Genomic DNA, 25,809 nt, shown 5'->3' with positions numbered 1-25,809 from the left:
AGTCCGCGGCGTACCGTCCGCTCTCGAACTTCCCGGCAGTCGATGCGCTACTCCGTAGAAATCAGGAAATTCCTCTATAGCCAGTACTTTTACGGCGGCCTGCGCATCGCGATCGGCATCTCGCTTCCCGCCGTCCTCTGCCTGTTCGTGTTCCACCAGAGCGAGCTCGGTTTCACCATCTCGACCGGCGCGCTCGGCGCCTGCGTGGTCGACATGCCGGGGCCGCTCAAGTACAAGCGCAACGAGATGCTCGCGTGCAGCGCGATCGGTTTTCTCTCCGCTTACGCCACCGGCCTCGCCACCTTCAGTCCGATCGCATTGTGGGCCACCGTCGTCCCGCTCACCTTCGTGCTTTCGCTGATCGTGGTCTACGGCAACCGCTGGCCGCAGATCAGCTTCGCCACCCTCTTCATGATGGTGATGACGCTCGAAGAGCATTTCACACCGCACCTCGCGCTCGTCAATGCGCTGTGGATCCTGCTGGGCGGTCTCTGGTACACGGCGTGGTCCACGCTCGTCAGCCAGTTCATGATCAACCGCATCGAGCAGCAGGCGCTCGCCGAAAGCGTGTTCGCGTGCGCCGACTATCTGCTCGCGCGCGCGCAGTTCTTCGACCTCGACAACGATCTCGACGAGTGCTACCGCAACCTGGTCGCGAAACAGATCGCGGCGGTCGAGCGCCAGGACGCCGCGCGCGACATCGTGCTGCGCAACCTGCCCAAGCTCAGGGCGGGCAAGATCGATGCGCGCCGCGCCATGCACTTCAACCTGTTCATCAACACCGTCGACCTGCACGAACTGTTCGTGGGCGCGCACACCGACTATCCGCTCGTGCGCAACACCTTCGGCGGCTCGGACCTGCTCGTGTTCTATCGCGACCTGATCCGCAAGGCCGCCGCCGATCTCGAAGACATCGGCCTCGCGGTGTTGCAGAACGAAGCGCCGCGCGCGAGCGTGAACGTGAAGGCCGAACTGCGCGCCATCGAGTACGAACTCGAACAACTGAAAAAGCGCGACCTGGCCGCCACCGACCCGGAAGCTTACGCGGCGATCTCGGCATCGTTCCGGCGTATCTGGAGCGCCACCCGACTGATCGACCGCATGCGCCGCAGCCTCGCGAGCGAAGTGCCGACCACCGAGACCGAGCTGCGCATCGACGAGGCGCTCGCGCGCTTCGTGACGAACCGCCGCGTGCCCTACCTGCAAATCTTCTCGAACCTCACGATGGCCTCGCCGAGCTTTCGCCACGCCCTGCGCGTGACGATCGCCGTGGCGGTGGGCTTCTGGCTCGGGCGCCTGTTGCCGCTCACGAACGCCTACTGGATCGTGATGACGAGCATCATCATTCTGAAGCCCGGCTATTCGCTCACGCGCCAGCGCAACGCGCAGCGTATTGTCGGCACGCTGATCGGCTGCATCGCGAGCATTGCGTTGATCCTGCTCGTGAAGCAGCCGCTCGTCCTGCTCGTCTCGATGTTCGCGGCGATGGTGATGAGTTATAGCCTGCTGCTCTTCAACTACACGGCGAGCGTGGTGTTCACCTCGGCCTATGTGCTGCTGATGTTCCATCTGCTCGCGCCCGGCAGCATGCGCATCATCGGCGAGCGCGCGATCGACACGGTGGTGGGCTGCATGATCGCCATCGCCGCGAGCCATCTGTTCCCCTACTGGGAATACCGGCTGATGGGCAAGCTCGTGCACGACATGATCGCCGCGACACGCAGCTATCTGGAGGCGAGTTGGTGGTGGAGCGGCCGCACCAGCGCGCCGCAGCCCGTGTTCGCGGGCGCCGGAGCGGGCGCGATGGCGGGCGCAGGCAGCGCGGCGAACCTCCTCCCGGGCGAGATGACAGGTGCGGTGCAGAGCAGCATGGCGAGCGCCTCGGCGAATGCGGCGAGCGTGGTGGACGAGCCGGCCGTCGCGCTCGCGGAGGTCGCGCTCGCTGACGGCGCAGGGGCCATGGCACTCGACGACTCGCCGCCGATGGGTGCCGCAGGTGCCACAAGTACGAAAAGCGCGGCCCAGGCCACGCAGAGCGCAAGCGCCGCCGCGCCTTCGCTCGCGCGCGATTTCCGCTACCGGCTCGCGCGCAAGAACGTGCACGTGGCATTCGCGAACCTGGGCCAGGCGTTCCAGCGCATGATGCTCGAACCGAAGGCCGCGCAGAAGTTCGTGCCCGAGCTCAACGACCTGCTCGTGCGCAGCCACGTGCTCGCCTCGCAGATCACGGCCACGGCGCCGCTATTGCGCAGCACCGCGCGCCCCGACCAGCCCGCGATCAAACTCGATGCGCTCGAACGCGCCCTCTCGTGCGTGCGCGAAAACCTCGTCGCCGCCGAAGCGGGCACGCCCTCGCCCGCCGATCAGATCGACATCACGAAGCAGCTCACGCGCGAGCTCGATACGATGGTGGTGGAAGCCGAGCGCACGCTCGGCGCAGCGGCGGAGCTCGCCCAGGAGCTCAAGCTGCTCGCGCATCAATGCAAGCAGATGATTGCGGCGTCGTGGCTCATCCGCAAGGACGCGAGCATCATCCGGCTACCGGACGAATAAGGCGCGCCGCTTCATTGCGCCGCGTCACTGCGTGGCGTTGCCGGCCTGCGAAGCGGCCGTGCTTGCGGTCGCGGTGGCGCTCGCCGCAGCATTGCCTGCGCTCGCGCCAACCGTCTCCTCGTACTCCCGCTTGCTCTTCAACGCGTTGAACAGGACCGTGCCGATCACGAACAGCACCACCACGACAATCAGCACGGCGACGCCAAACGTGGGGTTCTTCTTGCGCGGTTCATTCATCGGTCGTGCCCAGCCTCGAAGAAAGAGGTAAGAGGAACGGGCATTCTACGCGGCGACGCCTTGCAGACGGCTTGCGCCCCGGTCGGCCGCGTGGCCATGCGGCATAGGCGCTGACGTGCCTATACGTCACTACGCGCCACTACGCACCACCGCGCACCGGCAGCGCCGTCGAATACTTGAGCTGCTCCATGGCGAAGCTCGAGCTCACGTCGAAGAGCGGCACGGTGCGAATCAGTTGCTTGTAGACGCGGTCGTAGTCGTCGATATCGGAGACGACGACCCGCAGCAGGTAGTCGGTCTCGCCGCTCATGCGATACGCCTCCACGATCTCGGGAATGTCCTGCACCGCGCGCGTGAAGGTCTGCGCCCACGCCTCGGTGTGCTGGTTCGTGCGCACCGCGACGAACACCGTCATCCCCACGCCCAGCTTGCGCGCGTCGCACAGCGCGACCTGCGCGCGGATCACGCCGGTCTCCTTCAGGCGCTGCACGCGCTTCCAGCACGGCGTTTGCGAGAGATTGACGCGCTGCGCCAATTCGGCCACCGGCATGGTTGCGTCCTGTTGCAGCAGCTCCACCAGCTTTCTGTCGATGAGATCCATTTTCGCATTCCCCGATGTGTAGAAATTTATTCTACACGAAGCGGAAATGGGAAAAGAATATGAAAACACTTTCTCGGTGCGAACAGCTATAAATTCTTCTATGCAAACCGGGAGAAGAAAACGCCATGAACGCCCCCGCCGAACTCGCCCTGCTCGCCGCCGTCCATACGGCGGAGCAACATGCCGCGGCCGTTGCGCGCCTGTGCGCCGCGCTCGACGCTGCCTTCGAGGCCTGCTCAACGCCGCACGACCCGTCGCGCTGCGCCCGCTTCGCGCGCGGTGTGCGTGAAGCGCTCGCGCACGCGCTCGCCGACCCGGCACTCGTCACGCCCGCCCAACGCGAAGGCGCCACCGACACCTACCGGCGCCATCTGATCGCCACCGACGGCCGCGGCCGCTACACGGTCGCCGCGCTCGTCTGGCAACCGGGCAACGCCAGCCCGATCCACGCGCATCACACCTGGTGTGGTTACGCCGTGCTCGACGGCACGCTGACCGAAACGCTCTACGCCTGGGACCAAGCGCGCCAGGGCGCGAGCGTCGTACGCTCGCATGCGCGCGCAGGCGGCGCGGTGGCCTTCGGCGGACCCGGGCGCGCGAATATCCACCGGCTCGCCAACGGCAGCGACAAGGAGGCCGTGTCGCTGCACATCTACGGCGTGCCGGGCGAGCGCATCTCCACGCACGTCAACGACGTGCTGCCGCTCGCGCAGGAAAGCGCCGAAGCGGCGGCGCGCTGAAAGACATCGCGGCACGCGCGCCACGGGTCAGCGCTGCCGCCCGAGATCCATCGAAGACGCGATAGCCCGCTGCTGGGCGCCTTCGTCCACCGAAGCCTGCGCCGCGTCTCGCCGGGCTGCGTCGAGAATGCGCTGGCGCGATTGCTCCGGGTTCAGCAGCACGAGGCCGAGCGCCCCGCTCACGAGCAGCAACGCCCCCACCACGATGAAACCGTGCTCGTAGCCGAGCGCCGGGTTGCCCTGATTGGCCTGCACGATGCCGCCCATCAGCGCGGGGGCGATCAGCCCGGCCAGCGTGCCGATCGAGCTGTTGATGCCGAGCAGCGCGCCGCGCTGCCTCACCGAGACGATGTCGCTGATCATCAGTGGTCCGAACGAAAACACGAGTTGGCTCAGCGCGCCGCCAATCGCGAGGCAAGCGACCTTGAGCGCGGGGCTGAGGCCGCTCGACGTCGCGAGAAAGAGTACGCCGCCGAGCATGGCGAACCCGCTCACCAGCACGCCGCGCGCAAGACGCGAACTCACGCCCTTGCGAATGAGCCGCTGCGAGACCCACGCGAGCAACAGCGTGACCGGAATGAACGAACCGACGATGGTCGAGAAGAGCCAGCCCGTCACGATGGGCGCAAAGCCCAGGCCCAGGCGCAGATACACGGGGAACCACGTGAACGCGAGCGAAATGACCGCGTACTCCACGAAATAGATGAACAGCACACCCATGAACGTGCGGTTGAGCAGCAGGTGGCGATAGGCGATGATTTCGCCCGCGCCGTCATGAGGCACGCCCGCCGCATGGCTTGCGGCGCCCACCGGCCCGTCGCGCCCGATCACGAGCCACAGCGCCGTCCACACGAGGCCGACGATGCCCAGCGCGAGAAACGCCATGTGCCAGTCGTACCGCACGATGAGGTACGAGAGGATCGGCCCGGCGAGCATGAGGCCCGCGCTCGCGCCCTGCTGCACGATGGTGTTCGGCACGTTGCGCCGCGCGTTGTCGAACCACTTGTAGCAGGCGTGCTGCGCGAGCGGGAACGCGGGCCCTTCGCCCAGGCCGAGCAGCACGCGCGAGGCGATGAGCACCGGCAAGGTCACGCTCGCCGCGACGAGCGGAAACTGGACCGCGCTCCAGATCACCGCGAGCAGCACGAGCAGCCACTTGCTCTGCACGCGGTTGGCGACGAAGCCAAAGCCGATGCCCGAGAGCGAGAACAGCAGAAAGAAGCTGCTGCCCACCAGCCCGAACTCGCGCGGGCTCAGGTTCAGGTCGCGCATCATCGGCACGGCCGCGAGGCCGAACACGGCCTTGTCGGCGAAGTTGATCACCATGAACAGAAACAGCATGGCTACGATCAGCCACGCGCGTATCGATCCGCTTGCTGCCTTTGCATCCATTGTCGTCTCCATGTCGTTTTGTGTTCGTCGGTTTGCGTCTGCGGGCTTGCCTGTCTACCGCGCGGACAGCGTCGTTTCGAGCGCGGCCAGCGCAGCGTTCGCCTGCGCCACGAGTGTCGCCATCTGCACCGCGACGGTTGTGGGCGCATCGATCGCGAAGACGCTCTGCCCCGCCGCCTCGTAAATCAGATCCGCGCGGTCGTACTCGTGCATCGCGCTGAAGTCGGCGCCCGTGAGCGCCTGCTGCTGCGGCATGGGCAGCGGCGCGGGCGCGCCGCTCGCCTGCCATGCGTCGATCCACGCGCTGCGCACCACGCGGCACGGCTTGCCGCTGTGCGCGCGCGTGACGAGCGTGTCGTCGCTGTTCGCCTCGACGAGTTTTTTCAGCAGCGCGGGCGGCGTATGGTTCTCGAGCGCGCCCAGCCACAGCGTGCCGAGCCACGCGCCCTGCGCGCCCATGGCGAGCGACGCCGCCACCTGCGCGCCGGTGCCGATGCCGCCCGCCGCCAGCACGGGCCGCCCGGCCGCCGCCGCGACGATCTGCGGCACGAGCGAGAAGGTGCCGATCGGCCCGGTATGACCGCCCGCGTCCGCGCCCTGGGCCACGAGCGCATCGACGCCGAGCGCGAGCGCCTTGTGCGCGTGGCGCGGCGAGCCGACGAGCGAGATCGTGTACTTGCCCGCGGCTTTCGCGCGCGCGATCAGCTCGGGACGAATGCCGATCGCCGTTGCCACGGCGCGCGCGTTCGAGGCGAGCACGGCTTCGCTCTGCGCGTCGAACAGGGCCTCGCTGCGCACCTGGGTCGTAAAGAAACTCGGGCGCGTGGGCGCGGCAAGACCGAAGCGCTCGCGCAATCCTTCGACGAATTCGACGTGCCCCGCCGGCAGCGCCTCGCGCACGCCGCCGATGTCGGCATGCCGCGGCACACCGGCGGGCAGCATGAGGTCGATGCCGTACGGCTTGCCCGCGAGCCGCTTTTCGATCGCGGCGATGATCGGCGCGATGTCCTCGGGCATCTCGCGCGCGAGACCGAGCACGCCGAAGCCGCCCGCCTCGGCAAGCGCCACGATCACGTCGGGCGCATGCGAAAAGCCGAAGATCGGGTAGCGCACGCCGAGCTCGCGGCAAATGGCAGTGGGGCCGAGCTGCATCATGAGGTCTCCTGGGGTCTCGCTCGTTGCGCGCTTACTCGGCGCTCTGGTGCAACTGGTGATGGCGCGCGTCGTGCAGCGGCGCGCGCAACGTGAGCTTCGCGATATTCAGTTCGTGGATCTGCGTGGTGCCCTCGTAGAGGCGGAACAAGCGCACATCGCGATAGAGGCGCTCCACGGGGTTGTCGGCGATATAACCGCCACCGCCATAGACCTGCACCGCGCGATCGGCCACCCGTCCGCACATTTCCGAAGCAAAGAGCTTGCACATCGAGGCGGACATCGTCACGTCCTCGCCGCGGTCGCGGGCACGCGCCGTCTCCAGCACGAGCGCGCGCGCCGCATGAATGTCGGTATTGCTCTGCGCGATCAATTGCTGCATGAGCTGGAACTCGGCGATGGCCTTGCCGAACTGCTCGCGCGATTTCGCGCGCGCCAGCATCTCGTCGAGCAGACGGATCGCCGGGCCCACGCACAGCCCCGCGAGATTGATGCGCTGCTTGTTGAGCGCCTTCATCGCGCTCCTGAAGCCGCGTCCCGGCTCGCCGCCAAGCAGCGCGGTCGCGCTCACCCGGCAGCCTTGCAGATGCACCTCGCCCACCGGCGAACCACGCTGCCCCATCATGCGATACGCGCTCGACGTGGAGAGGCCCGGCGTGCCGCGTTCGATCAGGAAGGCCGATACGCCGCTCGCGCCCGGATCGTTCGGGTCGGTGCGCGCGAACACGGTGAACAGGTCGGCGATCGGCGCATTTGTGATGTAGCGCTTGCTGCCGTCCAGCACGTAGTGGTCGCCTTCGCGGCGCGCGGTGGTGGTGAGCGCCGTGGCGTCGGAACCCGCTGCGGGCTCGGTCAGCGCGAAGCAGCCCGTGATCTCGCCGCTCGCGAGGCGCGGCAGGTAGCGGCGCTTTTGTTCTTCGGTGCCGTCCGCGATCAGCGCCTCCGAGCCAATGCCCGTGTTGCCGCCAAAGCGCGCGCGGAAGGTCGGCGCGGCCTGCGAGACCACCATGTTCACGCACGCCAGTTCCTCGGTCGTGAGGCCCGCGCCGCCGTACGCCTCGGGAATGCTGTGGCCGAACAGGCCAAGCTCGCGCATGCGCGCGACGAGCGGCTCGGGCAGCACGTCGGTGCGATCGATTTCCGCTTCGAGCGGAATGCACTCGTCCTGCACGAAACGGTAGAGCTGGGTGAGCAGGCGGTTAAGGCGTGCGGCGTCGCGAATCATGGTTTCTCCAGTTTCTGTTGCTTCGGTTGTTTCTGTGGGTTATCAGGGCCCCGCCGCCGGGCTCGCGTCGTGCATGTCGCTCATGTCGCTCACCTCGGTCATGCCGCACGCGCGCTCGATGCGCAGCGCCGCTTCGAGCAGGAGCGGCGCGACCGTGCGCTCGATCCAGTCGTCGGCGAGACGGCGGCTCACGATCGTGCAGTTCAGCGCGATGCGCTCCTCGTCGGGCGGCTGGCGCACCGGCACCGCGATGGCGTGAATGTCGCGGATCCAGTCGCCGCGGCTCAGCGTGAAGCCGCGCCCGGCGAAGGCGGCGCAGTCGGCTTCCCAGAGCGGCATGTCGGCGGCGTAGCGCTCGGGGTCGTTCAGGCGCAGCCGGTTCAGCACGGCCTGGCGCTCCTTCGCGCTCTCCCCGATCAGCAGCGCCCGCCCGATCGAGGTGGCGAGCAGCGGCCGCGTGCTGCCGATGTCGGGCTGCGCGCTGTTGTCGCGTCCCGGCCGGCAGGTATCGACATACACCACGTTGAGCCGGTCGCGCATGCCGAGATTCACGGAGCAGCGCGTTTCGCGTGCGAGCTTCTCCATGTAGGGCCGCGCGATCTGGCGGATCTGCATGGCGGCGAGCATCGGGTAGCCAAGCGTGAGCACGCCCGCGCCAAGCCGGTAGCGCTGGTACTTCTCGCTGCGGTTCAGGTAGCCGAGCAGCGTCAGCGTGTAGGTGAGCCGCGAGATGGTGGCCTTGGGCAGCCCGGTGCGGTCGGCCAGTTCGCGGTTGCCGAGCATCGGCTCGGCTGGCGTGAACGCGCGCAGGACCTGCAAGCCGCGCGCGAGGTTGATGGCGAACTGGCGGTCGGTCGAATCGGCGTCGGGCGGCGCGGGCAAAAGCGGCTCGCCGATGCGCCCGGCGCGCGCCCGCTCCACGCCTTGCGTGGCGTCGGCGGCTTCGGTTGCCCCGCGCCGCGCCGCGCCAGTACGCGCGGCGCTTTTCCCGGTGACGGATGAAGTGGGCGTTTGCATCTGCGTGGCTGGGCGTCGAGGCCTTTTGGGAATGGACGAACTCATGGTCGATAAACGCCTTTGGGTGGTCAAGAAAATCAGCATAGTGTTTCGCTCTGCGGTACGCCAGTTGAGCCTGGACGCCGCTCTCGCCTACTGTTGCTGGCAGACAAACTTCTTCTGGCACGAGGAGACACGATGGTCACGCCCCCCCTCACCGACACCCCGCCGGCCGGCCCGCTCGCGGGCGTGCGCATTCTCGACCTGTCCACCGTGGTGGCGGGCCCGTTCGGCGCGACGCTATGCGCCGATCTCGGCGCCGAGGTGACGAAGATCGAGTTGCCCGACGGCAGCGACGCGCTGCGCAAGCTGCAACCCGTGAAGGACGATCTTTCGCTCTACTGGAAGGTGACGAACCGCGGCAAGCGCGGCATCACGCTCGACGTGCGCAAGGCCGAGGGCCGCGCGCTGCTGCTGCGGCTCGCGGCGCAGGCCGACGTGCTCGTCGAGAACTTTCGCGCGGGCAAGCTGGAGGAATGGGGGCTCGATTTCGACACGCTGCACGCGGTGAATCCGCGCCTCGTCGTGCTGCGGCTCACGGGTTTCGGGCAGACCGGCCCGTACCGCCAGCGCGGCGGCTTCGCGCGCATCTTCGAGGCGATGAGCGGCCTCACGCAGCTCACCGGCGAGCCGAACGGCGCGCCGCTGCACATGAACTTTCCGATGGGCGACACGGTGGCGGGCCTGTTCGCCGCGTTCTCGATCGCGGCCGAGATGGTGCGCATGCGCTCGGACCCGGATGCGCGCGGCGTGGAGATCGATCTTTCGGCAACCGAAGCGCTCTTTCGCATGCTGGAGCCGCTCGCGGTGGAGCGCGAACAGCTCGGGCTCGTGCGCGGCCATCACGGCAACCGCGCGACCTACACCGCACCGTCGAACATGTATCGCAGCGCCGACGGCGTGATGTTCTCGCTCGTCGCCTCGTCGCAACCGATCTTCCGGCGGCTGTGCGCGGCGCTCGAACACAACGACGTGCCCGACGACCCGCGTTTCGCCGACAACGTGAACCGCGTGGCCAACGCGCAGGCGCTCGACGCGCTGCTCGAAAGCGCCTTCGCCGCGCTGCCGTTCGCGCGGCTCACCGCGCGCCTCACCGAAGCCGGCGTGCCGCACACGAAGATCTACACGATCGACGACATCGCCGCCGATCCGCATTTCATCGCGCGCGAAACGATCATCCGCCTGCCCGATCCCGACCTGGGCTCGGTGCCCGCGCCCTGCGTGGTGCCGCGCGTGAAGGGACGGCCCGCCGCCGTGCCGCGCAGCGGGCCCGCGCTCGGCGAGCATAACGAGGCGGTGTACGGCGCGCTGGGGCTGGGCGAGCAGGCGCTCGAACGACTGCGGCGCGATAAGGTGATTTGAGCGTGAATTGAGGGCGAACCGAAGGTGAACCGCGCGCCGCGAATAAAGCGGCGCGCAGCTTTCGTCAGAGGTTCATTCGCTTAGTAGTCCGTGGTGAGTTTGCCGGGCGCGAGGCATGGATGCCGCTCGATCGACGCCTCGCCTGCCCGTCTCACGGCGTCGCGCCCGATCACCGTGCGATGCACTTCGCTCGACCCCTCGCCGATCTGGTTGAGCTTCGCATCGCGGAAGAAGCGCTCCAGCGGAAATGCCTTCAGATACCCGCGCCCGCCCGCAAGTTGCAAGGCGTCGGTGCACACCTTCATGCCGAGGTCGGTGGCGTGCATCTTGGCCATCGAAGCCTGCACGGCCGCATCGGCGTCGCCGCGATCGTAGCTCGCCGCTGCGGCGTCCACGAGCGCGCGCGAAGCTTCGATCTGCGTGATGGCGTCGGCGAGCATCCACTGCACGCCCTGATGCGCGCCGAGCGCCTTGCCGAACACGTCGCGCTCGCAGCAATAGGCCGCGGCGATCTCCACGGCGCCCATCGCGCGGCCAAGGGCCATCGAGGCGTGGCCAAGGCGCGCGCGCACCAGCGCATCCTGCGCGAGCGCGAAGCCCTCGCCTTCGGCGCCCAGACGCCAGCGCGCGTCCACCGCCACGCGATCGAACGCCAGTTCCGCGATCGGCACACCGAACCAGCCGAGCTTGTCCACGGCCGGCCCCGCCGTGAGGCCAGGCGCGTCGCGTGAAATGAGCAGCGCGACGAAGGGATCGTCCTCGCTTGCGCTCGCCCCTTCGTCCACGCAGCGCGCGACGACCACGTACCAGTCGGCGACATTCGCGCGCGTGATGAACTTCTTGCGCCCGCTCACGCGATAGCCCGCGCGCGTGCGCTCGGCGCGCGTCGCGAGCGCGCGCACGTCGGACCCGGCGCCCGGCTCCGTCAACGCGAACGCCGCTTGAATGCGGCCTTCGCAAAGCGCGGGCAAAAGCTGATCCTGCACGGCGTCGGATGCGCCCGCAACGATCGCGCGGCACGACAAGTCCGCGCCCGTCGCGAGCGAAGCCGCCGCGCTGCATACGCGGCCCAGCTCCTCGATCAGACGGATGCGCAAACGCTGACGCGCCTCGCTGCCGCCGAAGCGGCGCGGAAACGCCGTCGCGATGATCCGATGCTCGACGAGCAGCGCAAACGTGTCGGCGGCAAACACGTCCTCGCGCGCCACGGCTTCGGCATGCGGGCCGATCGTCTCGCGGCATAGGCTGCGCGTGGTCTCAAGCAAGGCGAGTTCGTCCGCTTCCAGGGCGTGCAGGAAGCGCTCGCTGAAGAGGCGAGTCATCGGGTTGTCTCCTTGGGTTCGGCATTTCAGTCGAAACGGATCACCGCGCGGCCGCGCGTTTGTCCGCGCACTTGACGCTCGCAGTGTTCGGGCACGTCTTCCAGACGAATCGTGGTGGCAAAGCGTTCGAGCCCGCGCGGACGCCAGACGCCTGCCATGCGCGCCCACACCTCGCGGCGCAGCGGCATCGGCGGGTTGGCGTTGATGCCGAGCAGTTGCACGCCGCGCAGAATAAAGGGCAGCACGCTGCCGTCGAAGGTATTGCCGCCCGCATTGCCGAACGCGGCAATCGGCGCGCCCTCGCGCATGGTCGAGGCGAGCCACGCGAGCGTCTCGCCGCCCACCGAGTCAAGCGCACCGGCCCAACGCGCGGAGCGCAGCGGCTTGCCTGGCGGCTCGATCGCGCTGCGCGGCAACACCGTCGCAGCGCCGATGGCTTGCAGCCACGCAGCGGCGTCGGCTTTTCCCGTGATGGCGACGACCTCGTAACCCGCCGCAGCGAGCATGGCGATGCCGAGGCTCGCCACGCCGCCCGTCGCGCCCGTCACGACAACGGGCCCCGCGCCCGGCGTGAGCCCGTTGTGCTCCATGCGATGGAGCGCGAGCGCGGCCGTGAAGCCGGCCACGCCCAGCGTGGCGGCGCAGAAGAAATCGAGCCCGTCGGGCAGCGGCATGACCCAGTCGGCGTTCGCGCGCACGCGGCTCGCGAAGCCGCCGTCGTGCTCGACGCCGATGCCGAAACCGTGCACGGCGACGGCGTCGCCGGGACGGAAGCGCACATCTGCGGAACGCTCCACGGTGCCATACGCCTCGATGCCCGCGATGCACGGCAAGCGCCGCATGATCGGCGCGCGCCCGGTTACGGCGAGCGCGTCCTTGTAGTTGACGGCGCTATGAACGGTGCGGATCACGACTTCGCCGGGACCAGGCGCAGCGTCCGCATCGTGGGGGAGATCGACGAGAACGCCGCGTACGGGCGACTGCGCGCGCTCGTTGGCGTTGTCATTGGCGTCGTCAGCTTCGAGCTTGTCTACGCGAATCGCGCGCAAGGGGGATGTCACGGCCTCGCCTCCGGCAATTGAATATTTGCCGGCCATGTTCGCACAGGCCTTTACGGCCTCGAACAGAATGCCGTGATTGTTTCGCTCTGCAAAACGGGAGGGCGAAGGCCCGGCCGCGCGCGCTCAGCCGCGTCCGCCTGCGGTGGGAATCTGTGGCGGCGCGCCTTCGGGTCCGGCGGTCGGCGGCGGCGCGGGCCGAGGCTCGTGAGAGGCGTCTCCGCTCGCGCGCGCCTGGCCATGCGCCGCTTGCGGCCCATGGGTTGCATCGTGCCGCGCCGCGACGTCGCCGCTGTGCGACGACATGTGCACCTGCATCTGCGGCACCGGCATGTCGATACCGGCTTCGTCCATGTGGCGCTTCAGGCGTGCGTTGAACGCGCGCGCCACGCTCCATTGCTGCAACGGCCGCGTCTTGATCTGCCCTTTCACGACCATCCAGTTCGGGTCGAACCGGTCGAGCCCCCACACCTCCACGGGCCCAAGTATCTCGCGGCGGTAACGGAAGTCGGCCACCAGCTCTGCGCCCGTCTCGCGAATCATGCGCGTGACCGTGTCGAGATCGACCGAAAACGGCACGCGCACCTCGAACACGGCGAACGCGAAATCGCGCGACAGGTTCTTCACGATCTTGATCTGCGAAAACGGGATCGCGTGAATCGCGCCCTGCCCGTCGCGCAGCCGCACGGTGCGGATCGACAGGTGCTCCACGGTGCCCGCATGGCCGTTGTCGATGTCGATCCAGTCGCCCACCGAAATGGTCTCCTCGATGATGATGAAGAGGCCCGTGATGAGGTCGGCCACGAGCGACTGCGCGCCAAAGCCGATAGCCAGGCCGATCACGCCCGCGCCCGCGAGCAGCGGCGTCACGTTGATGCCGAGATTCGCGGCGGTGACGATGCCCGTGATGGTGAGAATCGTCACGAGCACCGCATTGCGCACGAGCGGCAGCATGGTGCGCGCCCGTGTGCTGGGCGCGCGGCCCTTGGTGCGCGGGCCGCTCGGATTGAGCGCTTCGAGTATCGCCGTGTCGAGCACGATCCACACGAGCCACGCGAGAAACACGGTGGTGACGATCGCGAAGATGGCGTGGGCGATGCCGCGCGCGGCCACGTTCGCTTCGATGATGGCCGCGAGCGAAATGTCCCACAGGCGCGCGCACGACTCGAAATACGCGAACCAGATGAACACCACGAGCAGCGTGCCCGCGAAGCGCAGCAGCCGCCGCAGATACGGCGAGCGCCGCCGCACGCGCGCGGGGTCCGGACGCGTGATGCGCAGCACGACCGCCGAAAGGAAGAACGCGAGCACGAGCAGGAGCGCGGAGACCACGGAAATCTGCAACACGTCGTCGCGGCTGCCGATGCCGCCAAACGTCGCGACGATCGAAGCGACGGCGAGCAGCAGCATGGGCAGTTGCCAGAGCGAGGCGAGCACGTCGAAGACTTCGGTGAGCGCCTTGTGGCCTTGGCGCAGCGTATAGCTGCGGTTGCGGATAAGGTGCGCGACCGGCCGCCGGAACCCGATGGCGAACACGACCGTGAGCACGGCGGCCGCCATGTTCGCCGCCGTGCTCACCAGCGCGGCCAGGTTCACGCCCAGTTGGTGCGCGACCTCGAAGTTGGTCGCCGCATCGCCGAGCGCGGCCAGCACGCCGATGGCGAACAGCAGCCGGCGCGAGCGCACGATCAGCACGCGCACGGCCACCCGGCGGTGCCCCGAGCCGAACAGCGAAAACATGATGAGACAGATCGACGAGAACACCGCGCCCGCGACGATCGCATAGGCGATCACGAGCGCCAGCGTGCGCCCGAGCGCCTCGGGCATCGAGCGCTCGACCACGAGCGCGCCGACGAACGCCACGATCCAGGGCGCCGCGCGATGCACGACGAAGATGAGCAGGTCGGTGGTGCGCGGATTGGGCCGCAGCCCCGTTTCGACATCGAAGCGCCTGAGCAGGCGCCGCTCGAGCCAGCGCAGCGCCGCCGCGCATGCGCCCCAGCCCGCCAGCATGGCGATCAGGTCGAATACGATGCGGCCGACGCTTTCCCCTTCGCCGCCCGAGGCAATCATGTAAAGCTCGTTGCCGGCCGCGCTGAAGCGCCCCGCCCAGTAGTGAAGAGGGCTGCGGCCGCGGCGCGCGTCCGCCTCGATCGAGGCAAGGCCCGAGGCGATCGCGCCGAGCAGCCCCGACGTCCCCGCCACGCCCGATGCGGGCGCGGGCGCGACGTTCTGCGAGGCGCTGCGCAGTTTCTTGAGCTGGTTGAGAAGCGCGGTGCGCTGGCGCTCGTTGTCGAGCGTCGCGATCACGCTGTCGAGCGCGCGCGTGAACTCGGCCTGGCTTGCCGGCGACGGCGCCGATGCCGCTTCGGCCGCCGACGCGCCCGAGGCCGTCGCCGGCGCACCGGTAATGATGCTCTTGAGCACCGGCAGCACGGGCGCCGTGGCGCCCTGCGCGGCGGCCGTCATCGGCGCGCCCAGCCCCGCCGCGAGCCATGCGAGGAGCATGAGCGCGCGCACGAAAAGGGGCAGAAGGCGCGCCGGCGCGGCGCGGGAAACACGTGCACGATCCGCCGGCTCGCCGCGCATGCACGGCGGCCCGGCGCCCGCGCCATCGCGTCCGATGCTGGGATTCATGGCGGAGGGGCTAAAACAGGACGTTCCAGTTTAGCCGCACTCCGCCCGGGCACGCCTCGCGCGTGCGTAACAGTTTGTCAGCGGTCGTGTTGGCGCGTGAACGTGTCCCTCGACGGGCCGCCCATGAATCCGCCCGACCAACGCTTCACTAGCGCCTCAGTAAGCCACGGTGGCGATCTGGCGAATGAAGCGGCCCTGCTCCAGTTCGTCCACGAAGGCGATCGCGTAGTCCTCGGCCGAAATGCGGCTTTCACCCTTCGCGTCGGCGATCAGCGTGGCCGCGCCGGTGCGGAACGCGCCCGTGCGCTCGCCGGGGGCGATGATCGCGGCCGGCGCGAAGAAGGTCCAGTCGATGTCGGCCACAGTGCGGTAGTAGCCGAACGCGTCGCGGTGCGCGAGGGCGATCGGCTTGTAGGCGTCGGGGAAGCCTTCCGTGTCGACGAGTTGCTTGCCAGGCGCCACTTCGAGCGAACCCGCGCCGCCCACCACCACGAGGCGCTTGAGGCCCGCCGCGCGCACGCCTTCCACGAGCGCGCGGCTCGCGATCAGCAGGTCGGCGAGCTTGTCCTTCGGCGGCGCGTAGGCGCTCGCGACCACGTCGTGGCCCTGCACCGCAGCGCCAATGCTCGCGGCGTCGAGCAAATCGGCCTTCGCCGCGTGAACGTTGGGCGCAGCCGCCACACGCTCGGGCTGGCGCACCAGCGCGCTCACCTGGTGACCGCGCCGTGCGGCTTCGGCCGCAATGCGCGAACCGACCATACCCGTTGCGCCAAAGAGGGCGATTTTCAGCGTCTTGCTCATGGACTGACTCCTGTCTTTCGTGTTTATGTAACCAACTAAGTTACATTTAAGGGGCAAAAAAACGGGGCGATGCCCCGCTGTTGAATCTTCCGATTGCGCGCGCCGCTCATGCACGCCGCGCCCGCGCGCGCTCCAGCTTGCGCTCGCTGCGCGTCATGTCGTCGACCACGTCGGCGAGCGTGCGCGTGGCGAGCGACGCCTCCATCGCGCGCTGCGCGTCGTCGATCACCCCGCGCAGCGTCTGCTGGATATGCCGCCCGACCATGCAGGCCGGGTTCGGCTCCTCGCGGTGCATGGCGAACAACTGCGCGTCGTCCACCGCCCGATAGGCATCGAGCAGCGTGATCGCCTGCGGTTCGCGCGCCAGCAGCGCCCCGCCGCCCGCGCCGAGTTGCGATGTGGTCAGGCCCGCATTGGCAAGCATCGACAGCAAACGGCGGATGAGCGCGGGATTCGTGTTCACGCTGCCCGCGATGATCTCCGACGACAGCGGCACGCCCTCACGCTGCGCCAGCAGCGCGAGCACGTGAACCGCGAATGCGAAACGGCTGCTCGTATTCACGACGAACCTGCCACGTTCGAGCGGCGCACCAGCGCGCCAAAAAGTGTAACCATGATAATTACATTAATCCGTAGCGTCAACCCATCGGGCCTGGACACGCGCCGCGCCCCGGCACGGCCTTACTTTGAAGCATCCGAAGCCGGCGCCGATGCGGCCGCCGCCGCGTTGCTCGCCCAACGCTGCAACGAATGCCCGGCGCTCGTGAGGCCCGTACCGGTGGCCGCGGCGGCCTGCCCGAGCAAGGCCTGCGCCGTGCTCGCGGCGCCGTGCAGTTGCCCCTGGGCCGCGGAAGCCAGTTCGGCCGTGGACGCGCTCGCCGCCTGGCCCTGCGAGGCGGCCGAATCGAGCTTCTGCTGCGCCGCACCGAGTTGCTGGTTCACGAAGCTCGCCGCCTTGTCGAGCGTTTGCGCGGCCTGGCTCGCAGCCTGGTTCGCGACGGCCTGCGTGGCCTGCTTCACGGCGTCGGCGGACTGCTTGCCGAGGTCGGGTGCGGAAGCGTCCTGCTTGTTGCAGCCGGCCGTGAGCGCCACGCACACGAGAAGCGGCGCGAAACCCAGCCTTGTCGTCGATACCTTCAAAAACATGGTCATCCTGAGAAGTTCACCGCGTGGAGCGGCTTGCATAGGTGAAAACGCGGCAATGATACGCCGTCGCGCCAGACCCATTCTGACGAAATCAGCGAAAACCCCGCGCGCTCGAAAACGGGCCGCGACAACGCGCTCGCATCCACGCTCAACACGCTCGCCCGCGACTCGCGCGCGAGCGCTTCGAGCCGCGCCACCAGCGCCGTGGCGAGCCCGCGGCGCGACCAGGCCGGCGCCACATACAGCATCTCCACGTGATCGCGCGGAAAGAGCTGGCCGAACGCCACGGCAGCGCCGTCGCAGTGTGCGACCAGTGTCACGCCGCGCGCCAGTCGCGCCTCGAAACCGGCGAGATCGTCGGCGGCCGCGGCCCAGGCCGCACGCTGCGCCGCGTCATAGTGCGAAGCCGCCAGCGTGGTGACGGACGCGCGAAACAAGGCGGCCAGCGCAGGCGCGTCGCGCCCCGCCGCATAGCGGCGCCAGTCGATGGAAACCGGCGCGCGACCGCTGCCGGAATGCGTTGCAAAATCGTCAAACATGTTGAGGTAGACTCCGTGAGCGCACGATCTGTTCCACCGTCCCCTCTGGAGATCAACGATGGCCGTCAAGAAGATCCTGTTTCTCACCGGCGACTTTGCCGAAGACTACGAAACGATGGTGCCTTTCCAGGCGTTGCAGGCCGTCGGCCATCATGTCGACGCCGTGTGCCCCGGCAAAAAGGCCGGTGAGCGCGTGAAGACTGCCATCCACGACTTCGAGGGCGACCAGACCTACACGGAAAAGCCGGGCCATCAGTTCACGCTCAACGCAACCTTCGACGAAATCGACGCCGCCGGCTACGACGCGCTGGCCATCGCGGGCGGCCGCGCGCCGGAATACCTGCGCCTGAATCCGAAGGTCATCGAGCTGGTGCGCCATTTCGCCCAGGCGAACAAGCCCATCGCGGCAATTTGTCATGCCGCACAACTGCTCGCCGCCGCCGAGGTGATCCGCGGCAAGCGCATCTCGGCCTATCCGGCCTGCGCGCCCGAAGTGCGACTCGCGGGCGGCGAATACGCCGACATCGCCATCGACAGCGCCGTGACGGACGCGCCCTTCGTGACCGCGCCGGCATGGCCTGCGCACCCCGAATGGCTGCGCCAGTTCCTCGCGCTGCTCGGCACGCGCATCGAGCCGTAAGCACCCGATCGTCGACTCGCTCATCGCTCGCCGTGCGCACCGGTCCTGCACACGACATGGTGCGAGCCGACTTGCGATTCGGACTGGTCTGATTTCACCGCACGCCGCCACTGGCCAGAATGAGCGCCAGTTATTCGGAGTGCGAGTCGATGAATCTAACAGACTGGTTAGTGATACTCGCGATCGCCCTGGCGGCGATCGCTTTTTTTTGTTCGCGTAACGGGCGCAAGGGCAGCTTGACCGACCGCGCGCGCCACGCGCATGGCACGCGTCTGCTCGTGCAGGCCACGCTGGCCTTGTGGGCGGCCCTGCTCGTGCTCGAGCGCTGCTTCGCCGGGTCCGTCAGCGTGCCGTTCGGGCTCGGCGCGAGTCCTCGCGTCGCGCTGGCCGTGGCGCTCGCGCTCGCAGCCGTGGGCGGCATCTGGTCGTTTCGCGCAAGCCGCCTGCTCAAGGCGCGCCGTATCTTCGGCGCCTGCTGAGCGCACGGCTATATCACATGCAATATGACTAGGCGCCCGCGGGCGGGCGCAAAACCGTTCCCGCTTCCGTGCCTGGCTGCGTGCCCGCCTGCGAACGCGTCTCGGTTCGCTCGCCGGCTTTCGCATTCGCACCGCCGGCGCCGTCTGCGGCGGTGCTGCTCGCCTCCCGCTCCGCGCGTTCGAGCGCACTGATGATCTGCTCGGCGTCGCCGGGCGCCGGCGGCGCGACCGCCAGCGCGTCGGGCAACGACAGATAGAACGTCGTCCCCTCACTTTCCACCGACTCCACCCAGACGCGCCCGCCGTGCCGCTCGACCACGCGCCGCACGAGCGCGAGCCCGATGCCCTCGCCCGGCGCGACATTGCCGTGCATGCGCGCGAACGCCTGAAAGAGGCGCGGCAGCCCCACTTCGGGAATACCGAGTCCGTTGTCGCGCACATAGAAAATCTGTAGCGACTCGACGCCCGGCGGCGCACTCGCCGTGCCGATCTCCACGCGCCCTTCACGCTCCGGATCGAGATAGTTGAGCGCGTTGCCGATCAGGTTCGCAAACACCTGTTCGAGCGCCGTCGGATCGCCCCACACATCGGGCAGCACCTGCACGCTCACCTGCGCGCCGCGCGCGCGAATCGAAGCGTGCATCGCATCGACCACACGCTGCACGAGTTCGCGCACGCCCACGCGCTGGCGCCGGTACTCCACGCGCCCCACGCGCGCGAGGCGCAACAGTGCGTCGATGATGTGGGACGCGCGCAGCACGGCCGTCTGGAGATAACGCAGCGCCTCGCCAATGTCCTCGTTGATGGTTCGCTCGATGCGCTCGCGCACCTCGGGCGCCAGCGAGGACTTCGCCACGCGCTCGCGCAAGTCGTTGCACGCGTGATCGAGTTCGCGCGAAAAACCCTGGAGGTTCACGAGCGGCGCGCGCAGATCGTGCGACACGCCGTGGATGAACATCTCGTTTTCCTGAGTCTGCTGGCGCAGATTTTCGTTGATGCGCGCGAGCTGGTCGGCACGCCGCGCGAGGTCGGCCTGAAAACCGAGACGCAGGCGTTCGGCCTCGATCAGCCGCTGGCTGATCTGATGCAGCGTGAGGTCGAGTTCGGCGATTTCGTCGTTGCCCGCCGTGAGCGGCGCGAGCGGCTCGTTCGCGGCGAGCCGGTTCGCGTTGTCGGTGAGCGCGTCGAGCCGCCCGCGCACGCCGCGCGTGAACAGCCAAACGGCCAGCGCCACCAGCACGATCGACCCGATCACGGCCGCCATCACGAGCGTTTGCTGCTGGGCGCGCGCCGCCTCGGCGGCGCTCACGCGCATCACGTCGAGGCGGCGCTCCTCGGTCTGGAACGAAACGATCTGCGCGCGCACGCGGTCGAGCACGTCGGCGCCTGTGAGCGCGCGAAAGCGCTCGGCCAGGTCGGCGCGACGTCCCGAGCGCAGCAGGTCCTGCATGCGATCCGACCACTGGCGATAGTTCTGCACCGCCTGGCGGATCTGCACTGCGCGCTCGACCTGGGACGGATTATCGGAGACGAGATCCACGAGCCGGTCGATGCGGCGATCCACGTCCATCCACAACGAAACGGGCGTCACATAACGCGTGTCGTCGGCCGCCACCGCGCCGCGCAGTTGCACCGACTCCACCAGCACCGGTTCGAGTACGCGCGACGCCTGGGCCAGCACGGACTGGCTGTGCTGGCCCCAGCGCTCGGCGGCCTCGGCGTCGGCCTCGGTCTTCACGATGGCCGACAGCAGGATCAGTTCGAATACGGCGGGAATCGCGATCAGCAGAAGCCCTTTTGTCGTGAGACGCATTGCTTGGCGGGTTCGGGGCGACCGGACGCGCGTGAGGTGGCGATGCGGCCATTATGTCGGCGTTTGCGCCCTATGTGTGCCCTGCTGCGGCTCGATCGGGCAGGCGGCGGCATGGTGTGGAATTCGCACAACGCGAGGGTCCGCGCCACGCCACGCACTTGCCCAACAGAAGTTTTCGAATAGCCGACAACACCTTGATAAAGAAAGGAAATTCGAATTTATCGCCCTATTCTGGCGCGCCATTTCCCCACCTTTGCGCGCACGCCCAGAAAGAGTGCCGCGCCGTGGTGCATGTGAGACGTGGCCGGGCACCAGGTTTGCAGACCTCGCACGGCACTTTTTCCCGCTTCGGTGCACGTCCGCACCGGCTTAACGCGTTTTCTTACGCTCGTTCACCAGTTTGGCGCTGAAGCTGGCCCGCATCTTGCTGACTATGCGCCCATTTTGGGCAAACTGGGCAAGCCAGATGGACAATCTCAAGACCGGCACTGACACGCTGTTTCTGCTGCTCGGCGCAGCCATGGTGCTCGCCATGCACGCGGGGTTCGCGTTTCTCGAACTCGGCACCGTGCGCAAGAAGAACCAGGTCAACGCGCTCGTGAAGATCCTCGTCGATTTTTCGATTTCGACGATCGCGTACTTCTTCATCGGCTATACGCTCGCCTACGGCGTGCAGTTCTTCTCGCACGCCGACGTGCTCGCCGAGCACAACGGCTACTCGCTCGTGCGCTTCTTCTTCCTGCTCACCTTCGCGGCGGCCATTCCGGCCATCGTGTCGGGCGGGATTGCGGAGCGCTCGAAATTCAATCCGCAACTGTTCGCAACCTTCGTGATCGTCGGTTTCATCTACCCGTTTTTCGAGGGCATGGTATGGAACAACCGCCTCGGTTTCGAAGATGCGATGACGCACGTGTTCGGCGTACCGTTCCATGACTTCGCGGGCTCCGTGGTCGTGCACGCGTTTGGCGGCTGGATCGCATTGCCGGCCGTGCTGCTGCTCGGACCGCGCCACGGCCGCTATACGCGCGACGGCCGCATTGCCGCGCATCCCCCCTCGAACATCCCGTTTCTCGCACTGGGTGCGTGGGTGCTCGCGGTGGGCTGGTTCGGCTTTAACGTGATGAGCGCGCAGACCATCGACAAGATCAGCGGCCTCGTCGCCGTCAACTCGCTCATGGCGATGGTGGGCGGCACGCTCGCGGCCTGGTTCGCGGGCCGCAACGACCCGGGCTTCACCTACAACGGGCCGCTCGCGGGGCTCGTGGCCGTGTGCGCGGGATCGGACATCATGCATCCGCTCGGCGCACTCGTGACGGGGGCGGTCGCCGGCGCACTGTTCGTCTCTATGTTCACCTGCGTGCAGAACCGCTGGCGCATCGACGACGTGCTCGGCGTGTGGCCGCTGCACGGGCTGTGCGGCGCATGGGGCGGGATTGCGGCCGGCATTTTCGGCCAGCACTGGCTTGGCGGGATCGGCGGCGTGTCGCTCGGCGCGCAGATCGTCGGCACGCTCGCGGGCATCGTGATCGCCTTCCTCGGCGGCCTGCTGGTGTACGGCCTGCTGCGCAAGTTCGTGGGCTTGCGCATCGATCAGGAACAGGAGTTCAACGGCACCGATCTGTCGATCCACAAGATCACGGCCACGCCCGAGCGCGAAACGGTCTCCTGACGCTGCATCCACGCGGGCGGCGCCCTGCCGCCCGCGCTGCCCGACATCAGCGGCCCATCAAAGCTGGCCCATTCCGCCGGCAACGATCACTTCGGTGCCGATCATGAAAGCCGACTCCGCCGCGCTCAGATGCAGCACCGTCGAGGCGATTTCCTCCACGGTCGCGAAGCGCTTGAGCGGCACCAGCGCGCGGATCGATTCCTCGGCCGCCGCAAGCGCGGCGGCATCCATGCCGAACTTGTTGTAGAGCGGCGTCTTCACGGGCCCGGGGCTCACCACGTTCACGCGAATGCCGCGCGGCAGCAGTTCGGCCGAGAGCGTCTTGGCGAACGAAATCAGCGCGGCCTTGCTCGCCGCGTAGACCGACGACGTCGGCATGCCGATATGCGCGTTGATCGAGCCGTTGAGCACGATGGCCGCGCCATCGTTGAGCACCGGCAGGAGCGCCTGAATCTGGAAGTACGCGCCCTTCACGTTGGTGTCGAAGGTGACGTCCCAGAGCGCTTCGTCCACTTGCTCGAACGGCGCGAGCTTCGCCACGCCCGCGTTGATGAATACGGCGTCGAGGCGCAGGCCCGCGTCGCGCACGGCGGCGGCCAGTTCGCGCGCGCCGGTGATCGAGGCGGCGTCGTTGCGCCAGGCGTGCGAGTTCGGGCCGAGTGCTGCGCGAGCGGCTTCGAGCCCGGCTTCGTCGCGGCCCGTGACGATGACATGCGCGCCTTCGGCCGCATAGGCTTGCGCGGCCGCGAGGCCAATGCCGCTGGTGCCGCCGGTGACGAGGACAGTTTTGTTTGCAAAGCGGTTCATGACGTTTCTCCTTGAAGGGGTGGGTCCGAACTGCGACCGTGACGCTATGGTGCCGCGAGCGGCCTCGTCTGCCGTGCGATGACCCTGGCGCAAACGTTCGAAAGCATCGAACGTCGTGGCGCGTCAGCCCGTGACCGCGATGCCTTCCACAAGACGTTTCGCCAGCCGCGGTTCGCGCAGCCGGTCGAGCCACCATTGCTGCGCCCGCCCCGGCTGTTCCCCGCGCCACGCCACGTAAAGCACGTTGGGCTCGCGCGCGGCCACCGTGGGCTTCTCGACCAGTTCGCCGCGCTCGATCAGCTTCGCGGCGCGCAGGCGCGGCACCCAGCCCACGCCCAGGCCGTCTCGCTGCGCGAGGATCTTGGCGCGCATCGACGGCACCGCCAGCACGTCCTGACCGCCCAGCAGCCCGTAGGCGCGCCCCGGCGCGAGACGCGCCGAGTCGCCGACCGCCACGCCGCGCTCGGCAAGCATACGCTCGCGCGAGAGCGGCGCATTTTCGCGCGCAAGCCGGTGGCGCGGCGACACCGCGAACACCCACTCCATCACGCCCAGCTCGAACCAGTGAAGGCCGTCGATCGCGGGCGGCTCGTTGGTCGCACCGATGATCAGATCGGCGCGCCCGTCGCGCAGCGCCTCCCACGTGCCCGAGAGCACCTCGTGCGTGAAGCGCAGCCGGACGCCGGACTGCAAGGCGTCGAAGTCGCGAATCAGCGGCATCAGCAGTTCGAATTCGAGAATCTCGTCGGTGACGATCCACAGGCGGTCTTCCCACCCGTTCGCGATCTGCCGCACGCGCTGCGTCATGCGTGCGACGTCCTGCATCAGACGTCCCGCTTCCTCGGCAAGCAGATGCCCGGCCGGCGTGAGTTGCAGGCGATAGCGCCGGCGGTCGAAGAGCAGCGCGTCGAAGCGCGCTTCGAGTTGCCGTGCGGCGTGCGACACCGTGGAAGGCGCCTTGTTCAGGCGCACGGCGGCACGCGTGAGGCTACCGGTTTCGCGAATCGCGTCGAGCAAGGCGAGTTCGTCTTCGGAAAGCATGTGCCACTCCATCGAACGGGTATGGTGCGATGGTACGGCAGTTGCGAAGACTGGAGCGTTCGAAGCGCGAGCGTGGCGAAAGCCACCGACGCTGCGTGAAAAAGCAGGCAAAAAAAAGCGCCACGCTTGCACGTGGCGCCTTGAAAAGTTCTAGCCATTCCGAGGGCCGTGCTAGAACCTGAGAGACGATATTCGGCTGGCGAGCGCCGCACTGCCGGGAGCATTACCGGGGAAACCACCGGAAAAATATGCGTAATGCATAGTTCCGGGCATATTAAAACCCCGCAAGTTATACGGGGTTAAGCGGCGTTTCAGCACTTTACCGAAATGAGATTCCATTTTTTACCTGCATGCTGACTAAGTCAAGCAAAATCTCGCCAAAATACGCGAATCATCAAGCATCTCGCATCCATTACAATCGCTTGCCGATATGTGCCCCAATTTTGGGAATGCGATATCGATCACACGCAAAAACTCGCGCCATGTAACACCTGCCCGCCAAGTCTGGCGTTGCCAGAAAGTAACCGGCACGAAACCTACGCAGAACCAGAATCTGAAATCCTGTTTCGGAAAAATCCTTCGCCGATGACCAACCCACCCGAACCGAGCGGCAACAACGAAGCGCCCCGCGAAAAAGACGGCGCCGCCGACGAAGTCACCGCGCTCGCGCGTGGCCTCGCCGTCCTGCGCTGTGTCGCGGCCGCCGACGCGCCGCTGAGCAATCGCGAGCTGACCGAACTGACGGGCATTCCGAAGCCCACGCTGTCGCGCCTCACGGGCACACTCGTGAGCACCGGCTTTCTCGCGCGGCTGCCCGACAGCGAGCGCTTCGTGCTCACCTCGTCGGTGCTGGAGCTCTCCAACGGATTCCTGCGCAACTCCGACATCCGCAGCCGCGCGCGGCCGTTCCTCACCCAGCTTGCCGAACGCACCGCCCTCTCGGTGCACCTCACGGTGCGCGACCGCCTCGATATGGTGGTGATCGACGCGATCCGCCCCCGTACGGCGGTGCTCGTCACGCGCCTCGAAGTCGGCTCGCGCATCGACATGGCGCGCACCGCGGTGGGCCGCGCCTATCTCTCCGCGCTCCACCCCGATGCGCGCACCGAACTCACCGCAGCGCTGCGGGCCTCGACCGGCAACGACTGGGGGTTCGTCGGCAGCCGGCTTGACGCCGCGATCTCCGAGACCTCGGCACAGGGCTACGGGCTCGCGATCGGCGAGTGGTACGACGGCCTGAACGCCATCGCCACCGCGTTCGCCGGACCCAATGGCGAGATCTACGCGATCAACTGCGGCGGCGCCGCGCAGCAATGCCCGCGCGAATGGCTCGTCGCCCACGTCGTGCCGCTGATGCGCGAATGCGTCGCGCGCGTCGTCGAGGAAATCGGCGGCGCGCAGCGCCTGCCCATCGGATCCTGAGCGCCCACCGCCCCTTCGCCTTACAGAAAACCATCAGCAGGTGTAACGACCGTAACGTCCTGAAAGAAACGCCGCTGGACTGTAACGGAGGGGGCAACGTAGCATCATGCTTTTTGG

General features: G+C 67.7%; 23 protein-coding genes. 7 read left to right on the top strand and 16 right to left on the bottom strand.

From position 1 onward, the window contains the following. The first annotated feature begins 42 nt into the window (after positions 1-42). Positions 43-2,553: an FUSC family protein gene (locus C7402_RS34605; protein ID WP_116613778.1), complete on the top strand. Its 2,511-nt coding sequence runs from the start codon at positions 43-45 to the stop codon at positions 2,551-2,553. Between the two features lie 24 nt (positions 2,554-2,577). Here the strand turns inward: C7402_RS34605 and C7402_RS34600 are convergent, their stop codons facing one another. Next, positions 2,578-2,790, bottom strand: coding sequence for a hypothetical protein (locus C7402_RS34600; RefSeq protein ID WP_116613777.1), 213 nt, complete (start codon positions 2,788-2,790; stop codon positions 2,578-2,580). 139 nt (positions 2,791-2,929) lie between these two features. After that, positions 2,930-3,391, bottom strand: a complete 462-nt coding sequence (locus C7402_RS34595) for an Lrp/AsnC family transcriptional regulator (RefSeq protein WP_116613776.1) — start codon at positions 3,389-3,391, stop codon at positions 2,930-2,932. A gap of 125 nt (positions 3,392-3,516) precedes the next feature. Between C7402_RS34595 and C7402_RS34590 the strand changes: the two genes are divergently transcribed. Continuing rightward, the gene (locus C7402_RS34590) at positions 3,517-4,131 is read left to right on the top strand and encodes a cysteine dioxygenase family protein (RefSeq protein ID WP_116613775.1); all 615 of its coding nucleotides are present in this window, start codon (positions 3,517-3,519) and stop codon (positions 4,129-4,131) included. Between the two features lie 27 nt (positions 4,132-4,158). On the opposite strand, the gene C7402_RS34585 is transcribed toward C7402_RS34590, so the two are convergent. Genes C7402_RS34585 through C7402_RS34570 form a run of 4 tightly spaced genes read right to left on the bottom strand, consistent with a single transcriptional unit; the run spans position 4,159 to position 8,917 of the window. Further along, positions 4,159-5,523 (bottom strand): MFS transporter, encoded by a 1,365-nt coding sequence (locus C7402_RS34585; RefSeq protein ID WP_165842060.1) that lies wholly within the window; start codon positions 5,521-5,523, stop codon positions 4,159-4,161. A gap of 54 nt (positions 5,524-5,577) precedes the next feature. Continuing rightward, positions 5,578-6,678: an NAD(P)H-dependent flavin oxidoreductase gene (locus tag C7402_RS34580; RefSeq protein ID WP_244315006.1), complete on the bottom strand. Its 1,101-nt coding sequence runs from the start codon at positions 6,676-6,678 to the stop codon at positions 5,578-5,580. A gap of 31 nt (positions 6,679-6,709) precedes the next feature. Beyond that, positions 6,710-7,900, bottom strand: coding sequence for an acyl-CoA dehydrogenase family protein (locus tag C7402_RS34575; RefSeq protein ID WP_116613774.1), 1,191 nt, complete (start codon positions 7,898-7,900; stop codon positions 6,710-6,712). Positions 7,901-7,942: 42 nt separating this feature from the next. Next, positions 7,943-8,917, bottom strand: coding sequence for an IclR family transcriptional regulator (locus tag C7402_RS34570; protein WP_116613773.1), 975 nt, complete (start codon positions 8,915-8,917; stop codon positions 7,943-7,945). A gap of 177 nt (positions 8,918-9,094) precedes the next feature. On the opposite strand from C7402_RS34570, the gene C7402_RS34565 reads away from it, so the two are divergent. Next, positions 9,095-10,318 (top strand): CaiB/BaiF CoA transferase family protein, encoded by a 1,224-nt coding sequence (locus C7402_RS34565; protein ID WP_116613772.1) that lies wholly within the window; start codon positions 9,095-9,097, stop codon positions 10,316-10,318. Positions 10,319-10,398: 80 nt separating this feature from the next. On the opposite strand, the gene C7402_RS34560 is transcribed toward C7402_RS34565, so the two are convergent. From C7402_RS34560 to C7402_RS34530, 7 genes are all read right to left on the bottom strand, one after another. Next, positions 10,399-11,640 (bottom strand): acyl-CoA dehydrogenase family protein, encoded by a 1,242-nt coding sequence (locus tag C7402_RS34560; RefSeq protein ID WP_116613771.1) that lies wholly within the window; start codon positions 11,638-11,640, stop codon positions 10,399-10,401. Between the two features lie 26 nt (positions 11,641-11,666). Beyond that, positions 11,667-12,701, bottom strand: coding sequence for an acrylyl-CoA reductase family protein (locus tag C7402_RS34555; protein WP_165842059.1), 1,035 nt, complete (start codon positions 12,699-12,701; stop codon positions 11,667-11,669). A gap of 123 nt (positions 12,702-12,824) precedes the next feature. After that, positions 12,825-15,287: a mechanosensitive ion channel domain-containing protein gene (locus C7402_RS34550; protein ID WP_116613827.1), complete on the bottom strand. Its 2,463-nt coding sequence runs from the start codon at positions 15,285-15,287 to the stop codon at positions 12,825-12,827. A gap of 204 nt (positions 15,288-15,491) precedes the next feature. Further along, positions 15,492-16,136, bottom strand: coding sequence for an NAD(P)-dependent oxidoreductase (locus C7402_RS34545; protein ID WP_112174754.1), 645 nt, complete (start codon positions 16,134-16,136; stop codon positions 15,492-15,494). Positions 16,137-16,242: 106 nt separating this feature from the next. Continuing rightward, positions 16,243-16,698, bottom strand: coding sequence for an Rrf2 family transcriptional regulator (locus tag C7402_RS34540; RefSeq protein WP_112174755.1), 456 nt, complete (start codon positions 16,696-16,698; stop codon positions 16,243-16,245). A gap of 119 nt (positions 16,699-16,817) precedes the next feature. Next, the gene (locus C7402_RS34535) at positions 16,818-17,282 is read right to left on the bottom strand and encodes a BCAL1086 family glycoprotein (protein ID WP_112174756.1); all 465 of its coding nucleotides are present in this window, start codon (positions 17,280-17,282) and stop codon (positions 16,818-16,820) included. A gap of 2 nt (positions 17,283-17,284) precedes the next feature. Continuing rightward, complete coding sequence (locus C7402_RS34530; protein WP_116613769.1) at positions 17,285-17,821, bottom strand: GNAT family N-acetyltransferase; 537 nt, start codon at positions 17,819-17,821, stop codon at positions 17,285-17,287. A gap of 58 nt (positions 17,822-17,879) precedes the next feature. On the opposite strand from C7402_RS34530, the gene C7402_RS34525 reads away from it, so the two are divergent. Beyond that, positions 17,880-18,461, top strand: coding sequence for a DJ-1/PfpI family protein (locus tag C7402_RS34525; RefSeq protein WP_116613768.1), 582 nt, complete (start codon positions 17,880-17,882; stop codon positions 18,459-18,461). 149 nt (positions 18,462-18,610) lie between these two features. Beyond that, positions 18,611-18,940 carry a hypothetical protein gene (locus C7402_RS34520; protein WP_112174759.1) on the top strand — a complete coding sequence of 110 codons (330 nt, stop codon included), beginning with the start codon at positions 18,611-18,613 and terminating at the stop codon, positions 18,938-18,940. A 28-nt stretch (positions 18,941-18,968) separates the two neighbouring features. Here C7402_RS34520 and C7402_RS34515 read toward each other — a convergent pair whose 3' ends face one another. Next, entirely contained in the window at positions 18,969-20,753 is a 1,785-nt protein-coding gene (locus C7402_RS34515) for a sensor histidine kinase (RefSeq protein ID WP_116613767.1), read from the bottom strand. Between the two features lie 466 nt (positions 20,754-21,219). Between C7402_RS34515 and C7402_RS34510 the strand changes: the two genes are divergently transcribed. Next, positions 21,220-22,422, top strand: coding sequence for an ammonium transporter (locus C7402_RS34510; protein ID WP_116613766.1), 1,203 nt, complete (start codon positions 21,220-21,222; stop codon positions 22,420-22,422). Positions 22,423-22,479: 57 nt separating this feature from the next. Here the strand turns inward: C7402_RS34510 and C7402_RS34505 are convergent, their stop codons facing one another. Both C7402_RS34505 and C7402_RS34500 read right to left on the bottom strand, forming a co-directional pair. Further along, the gene (locus C7402_RS34505; protein ID WP_112174762.1) at positions 22,480-23,229 is read right to left on the bottom strand and encodes an SDR family oxidoreductase; all 750 of its coding nucleotides are present in this window, start codon (positions 23,227-23,229) and stop codon (positions 22,480-22,482) included. A gap of 123 nt (positions 23,230-23,352) precedes the next feature. Next, positions 23,353-24,270, bottom strand: a complete 918-nt coding sequence (locus C7402_RS34500) for a LysR family transcriptional regulator (RefSeq protein ID WP_116613765.1) — start codon at positions 24,268-24,270, stop codon at positions 23,353-23,355. A 585-nt stretch (positions 24,271-24,855) separates the two neighbouring features. Between C7402_RS34500 and C7402_RS34495 the strand changes: the two genes are divergently transcribed. Next, positions 24,856-25,692 (top strand): IclR family transcriptional regulator, encoded by an 837-nt coding sequence (locus C7402_RS34495; RefSeq protein ID WP_116613764.1) that lies wholly within the window; start codon positions 24,856-24,858, stop codon positions 25,690-25,692. The last annotated feature ends 117 nt before the right edge of the window (positions 25,693-25,809 follow it).

This window comes from Paraburkholderia unamae (genome assembly GCF_003096875.1).
Taxonomy (GTDB): Bacteria; Pseudomonadota; Gammaproteobacteria; order Burkholderiales; family Burkholderiaceae; genus Paraburkholderia; species Paraburkholderia unamae.
Note: the sequence above shows the minus strand (reverse complement) of the source record. Positions and strands in the feature narration are given on the sequence as shown.

Coding starts and splice junctions, on each gene's coding strand:
- C7402_RS34605 (WP_116613778.1), top strand. CDS start 43: ATGCGCTACTCCGTAGAAATCAGGAAATTCCTCTATAGCCAGTACTTT.
- C7402_RS34600 (WP_116613777.1), bottom strand. CDS start 2,790: ATGAATGAACCGCGCAAGAAGAACCCCACGTTTGGCGTCGCCGTGCTG.
- C7402_RS34595 (WP_116613776.1), bottom strand. CDS start 3,391: ATGGATCTCATCGACAGAAAGCTGGTGGAGCTGCTGCAACAGGACGCA.
- C7402_RS34590 (WP_116613775.1), top strand. CDS start 3,517: ATGAACGCCCCCGCCGAACTCGCCCTGCTCGCCGCCGTCCATACGGCG.
- C7402_RS34585 (WP_165842060.1), bottom strand. CDS start 5,523: ATGGATGCAAAGGCAGCAAGCGGATCGATACGCGCGTGGCTGATCGTA.
- C7402_RS34580 (WP_244315006.1), bottom strand. CDS start 6,678: ATGATGCAGCTCGGCCCCACTGCCATTTGCCGCGAGCTCGGCGTGCGC.
- C7402_RS34575 (WP_116613774.1), bottom strand. CDS start 7,900: ATGATTCGCGACGCCGCACGCCTTAACCGCCTGCTCACCCAGCTCTAC.
- C7402_RS34570 (WP_116613773.1), bottom strand. CDS start 8,917: ATGCAAACGCCCACTTCATCCGTCACCGGGAAAAGCGCCGCGCGTACT.
- C7402_RS34565 (WP_116613772.1), top strand. CDS start 9,095: ATGGTCACGCCCCCCCTCACCGACACCCCGCCGGCCGGCCCGCTCGCG.
- C7402_RS34560 (WP_116613771.1), bottom strand. CDS start 11,640: ATGACTCGCCTCTTCAGCGAGCGCTTCCTGCACGCCCTGGAAGCGGAC.
- C7402_RS34550 (WP_116613827.1), bottom strand. CDS start 15,287: ATGCGCGGCGAGCCGGCGGATCGTGCACGTGTTTCCCGCGCCGCGCCG.
- C7402_RS34545 (WP_112174754.1), bottom strand. CDS start 16,136: ATGAGCAAGACGCTGAAAATCGCCCTCTTTGGCGCAACGGGTATGGTC.
- C7402_RS34535 (WP_112174756.1), bottom strand. CDS start 17,282: ATGTTTTTGAAGGTATCGACGACAAGGCTGGGTTTCGCGCCGCTTCTC.
- C7402_RS34530 (WP_116613769.1), bottom strand. CDS start 17,821: ATGTTTGACGATTTTGCAACGCATTCCGGCAGCGGTCGCGCGCCGGTT.
- C7402_RS34525 (WP_116613768.1), top strand. CDS start 17,880: ATGGCCGTCAAGAAGATCCTGTTTCTCACCGGCGACTTTGCCGAAGAC.
- C7402_RS34520 (WP_112174759.1), top strand. CDS start 18,611: ATGAATCTAACAGACTGGTTAGTGATACTCGCGATCGCCCTGGCGGCG.
- C7402_RS34515 (WP_116613767.1), bottom strand. CDS start 20,753: ATGCGTCTCACGACAAAAGGGCTTCTGCTGATCGCGATTCCCGCCGTA.
- C7402_RS34510 (WP_116613766.1), top strand. CDS start 21,220: ATGGACAATCTCAAGACCGGCACTGACACGCTGTTTCTGCTGCTCGGC.
- C7402_RS34505 (WP_112174762.1), bottom strand. CDS start 23,229: ATGAACCGCTTTGCAAACAAAACTGTCCTCGTCACCGGCGGCACCAGC.
- C7402_RS34500 (WP_116613765.1), bottom strand. CDS start 24,270: ATGCTTTCCGAAGACGAACTCGCCTTGCTCGACGCGATTCGCGAAACC.
- C7402_RS34495 (WP_116613764.1), top strand. CDS start 24,856: ATGACCAACCCACCCGAACCGAGCGGCAACAACGAAGCGCCCCGCGAA.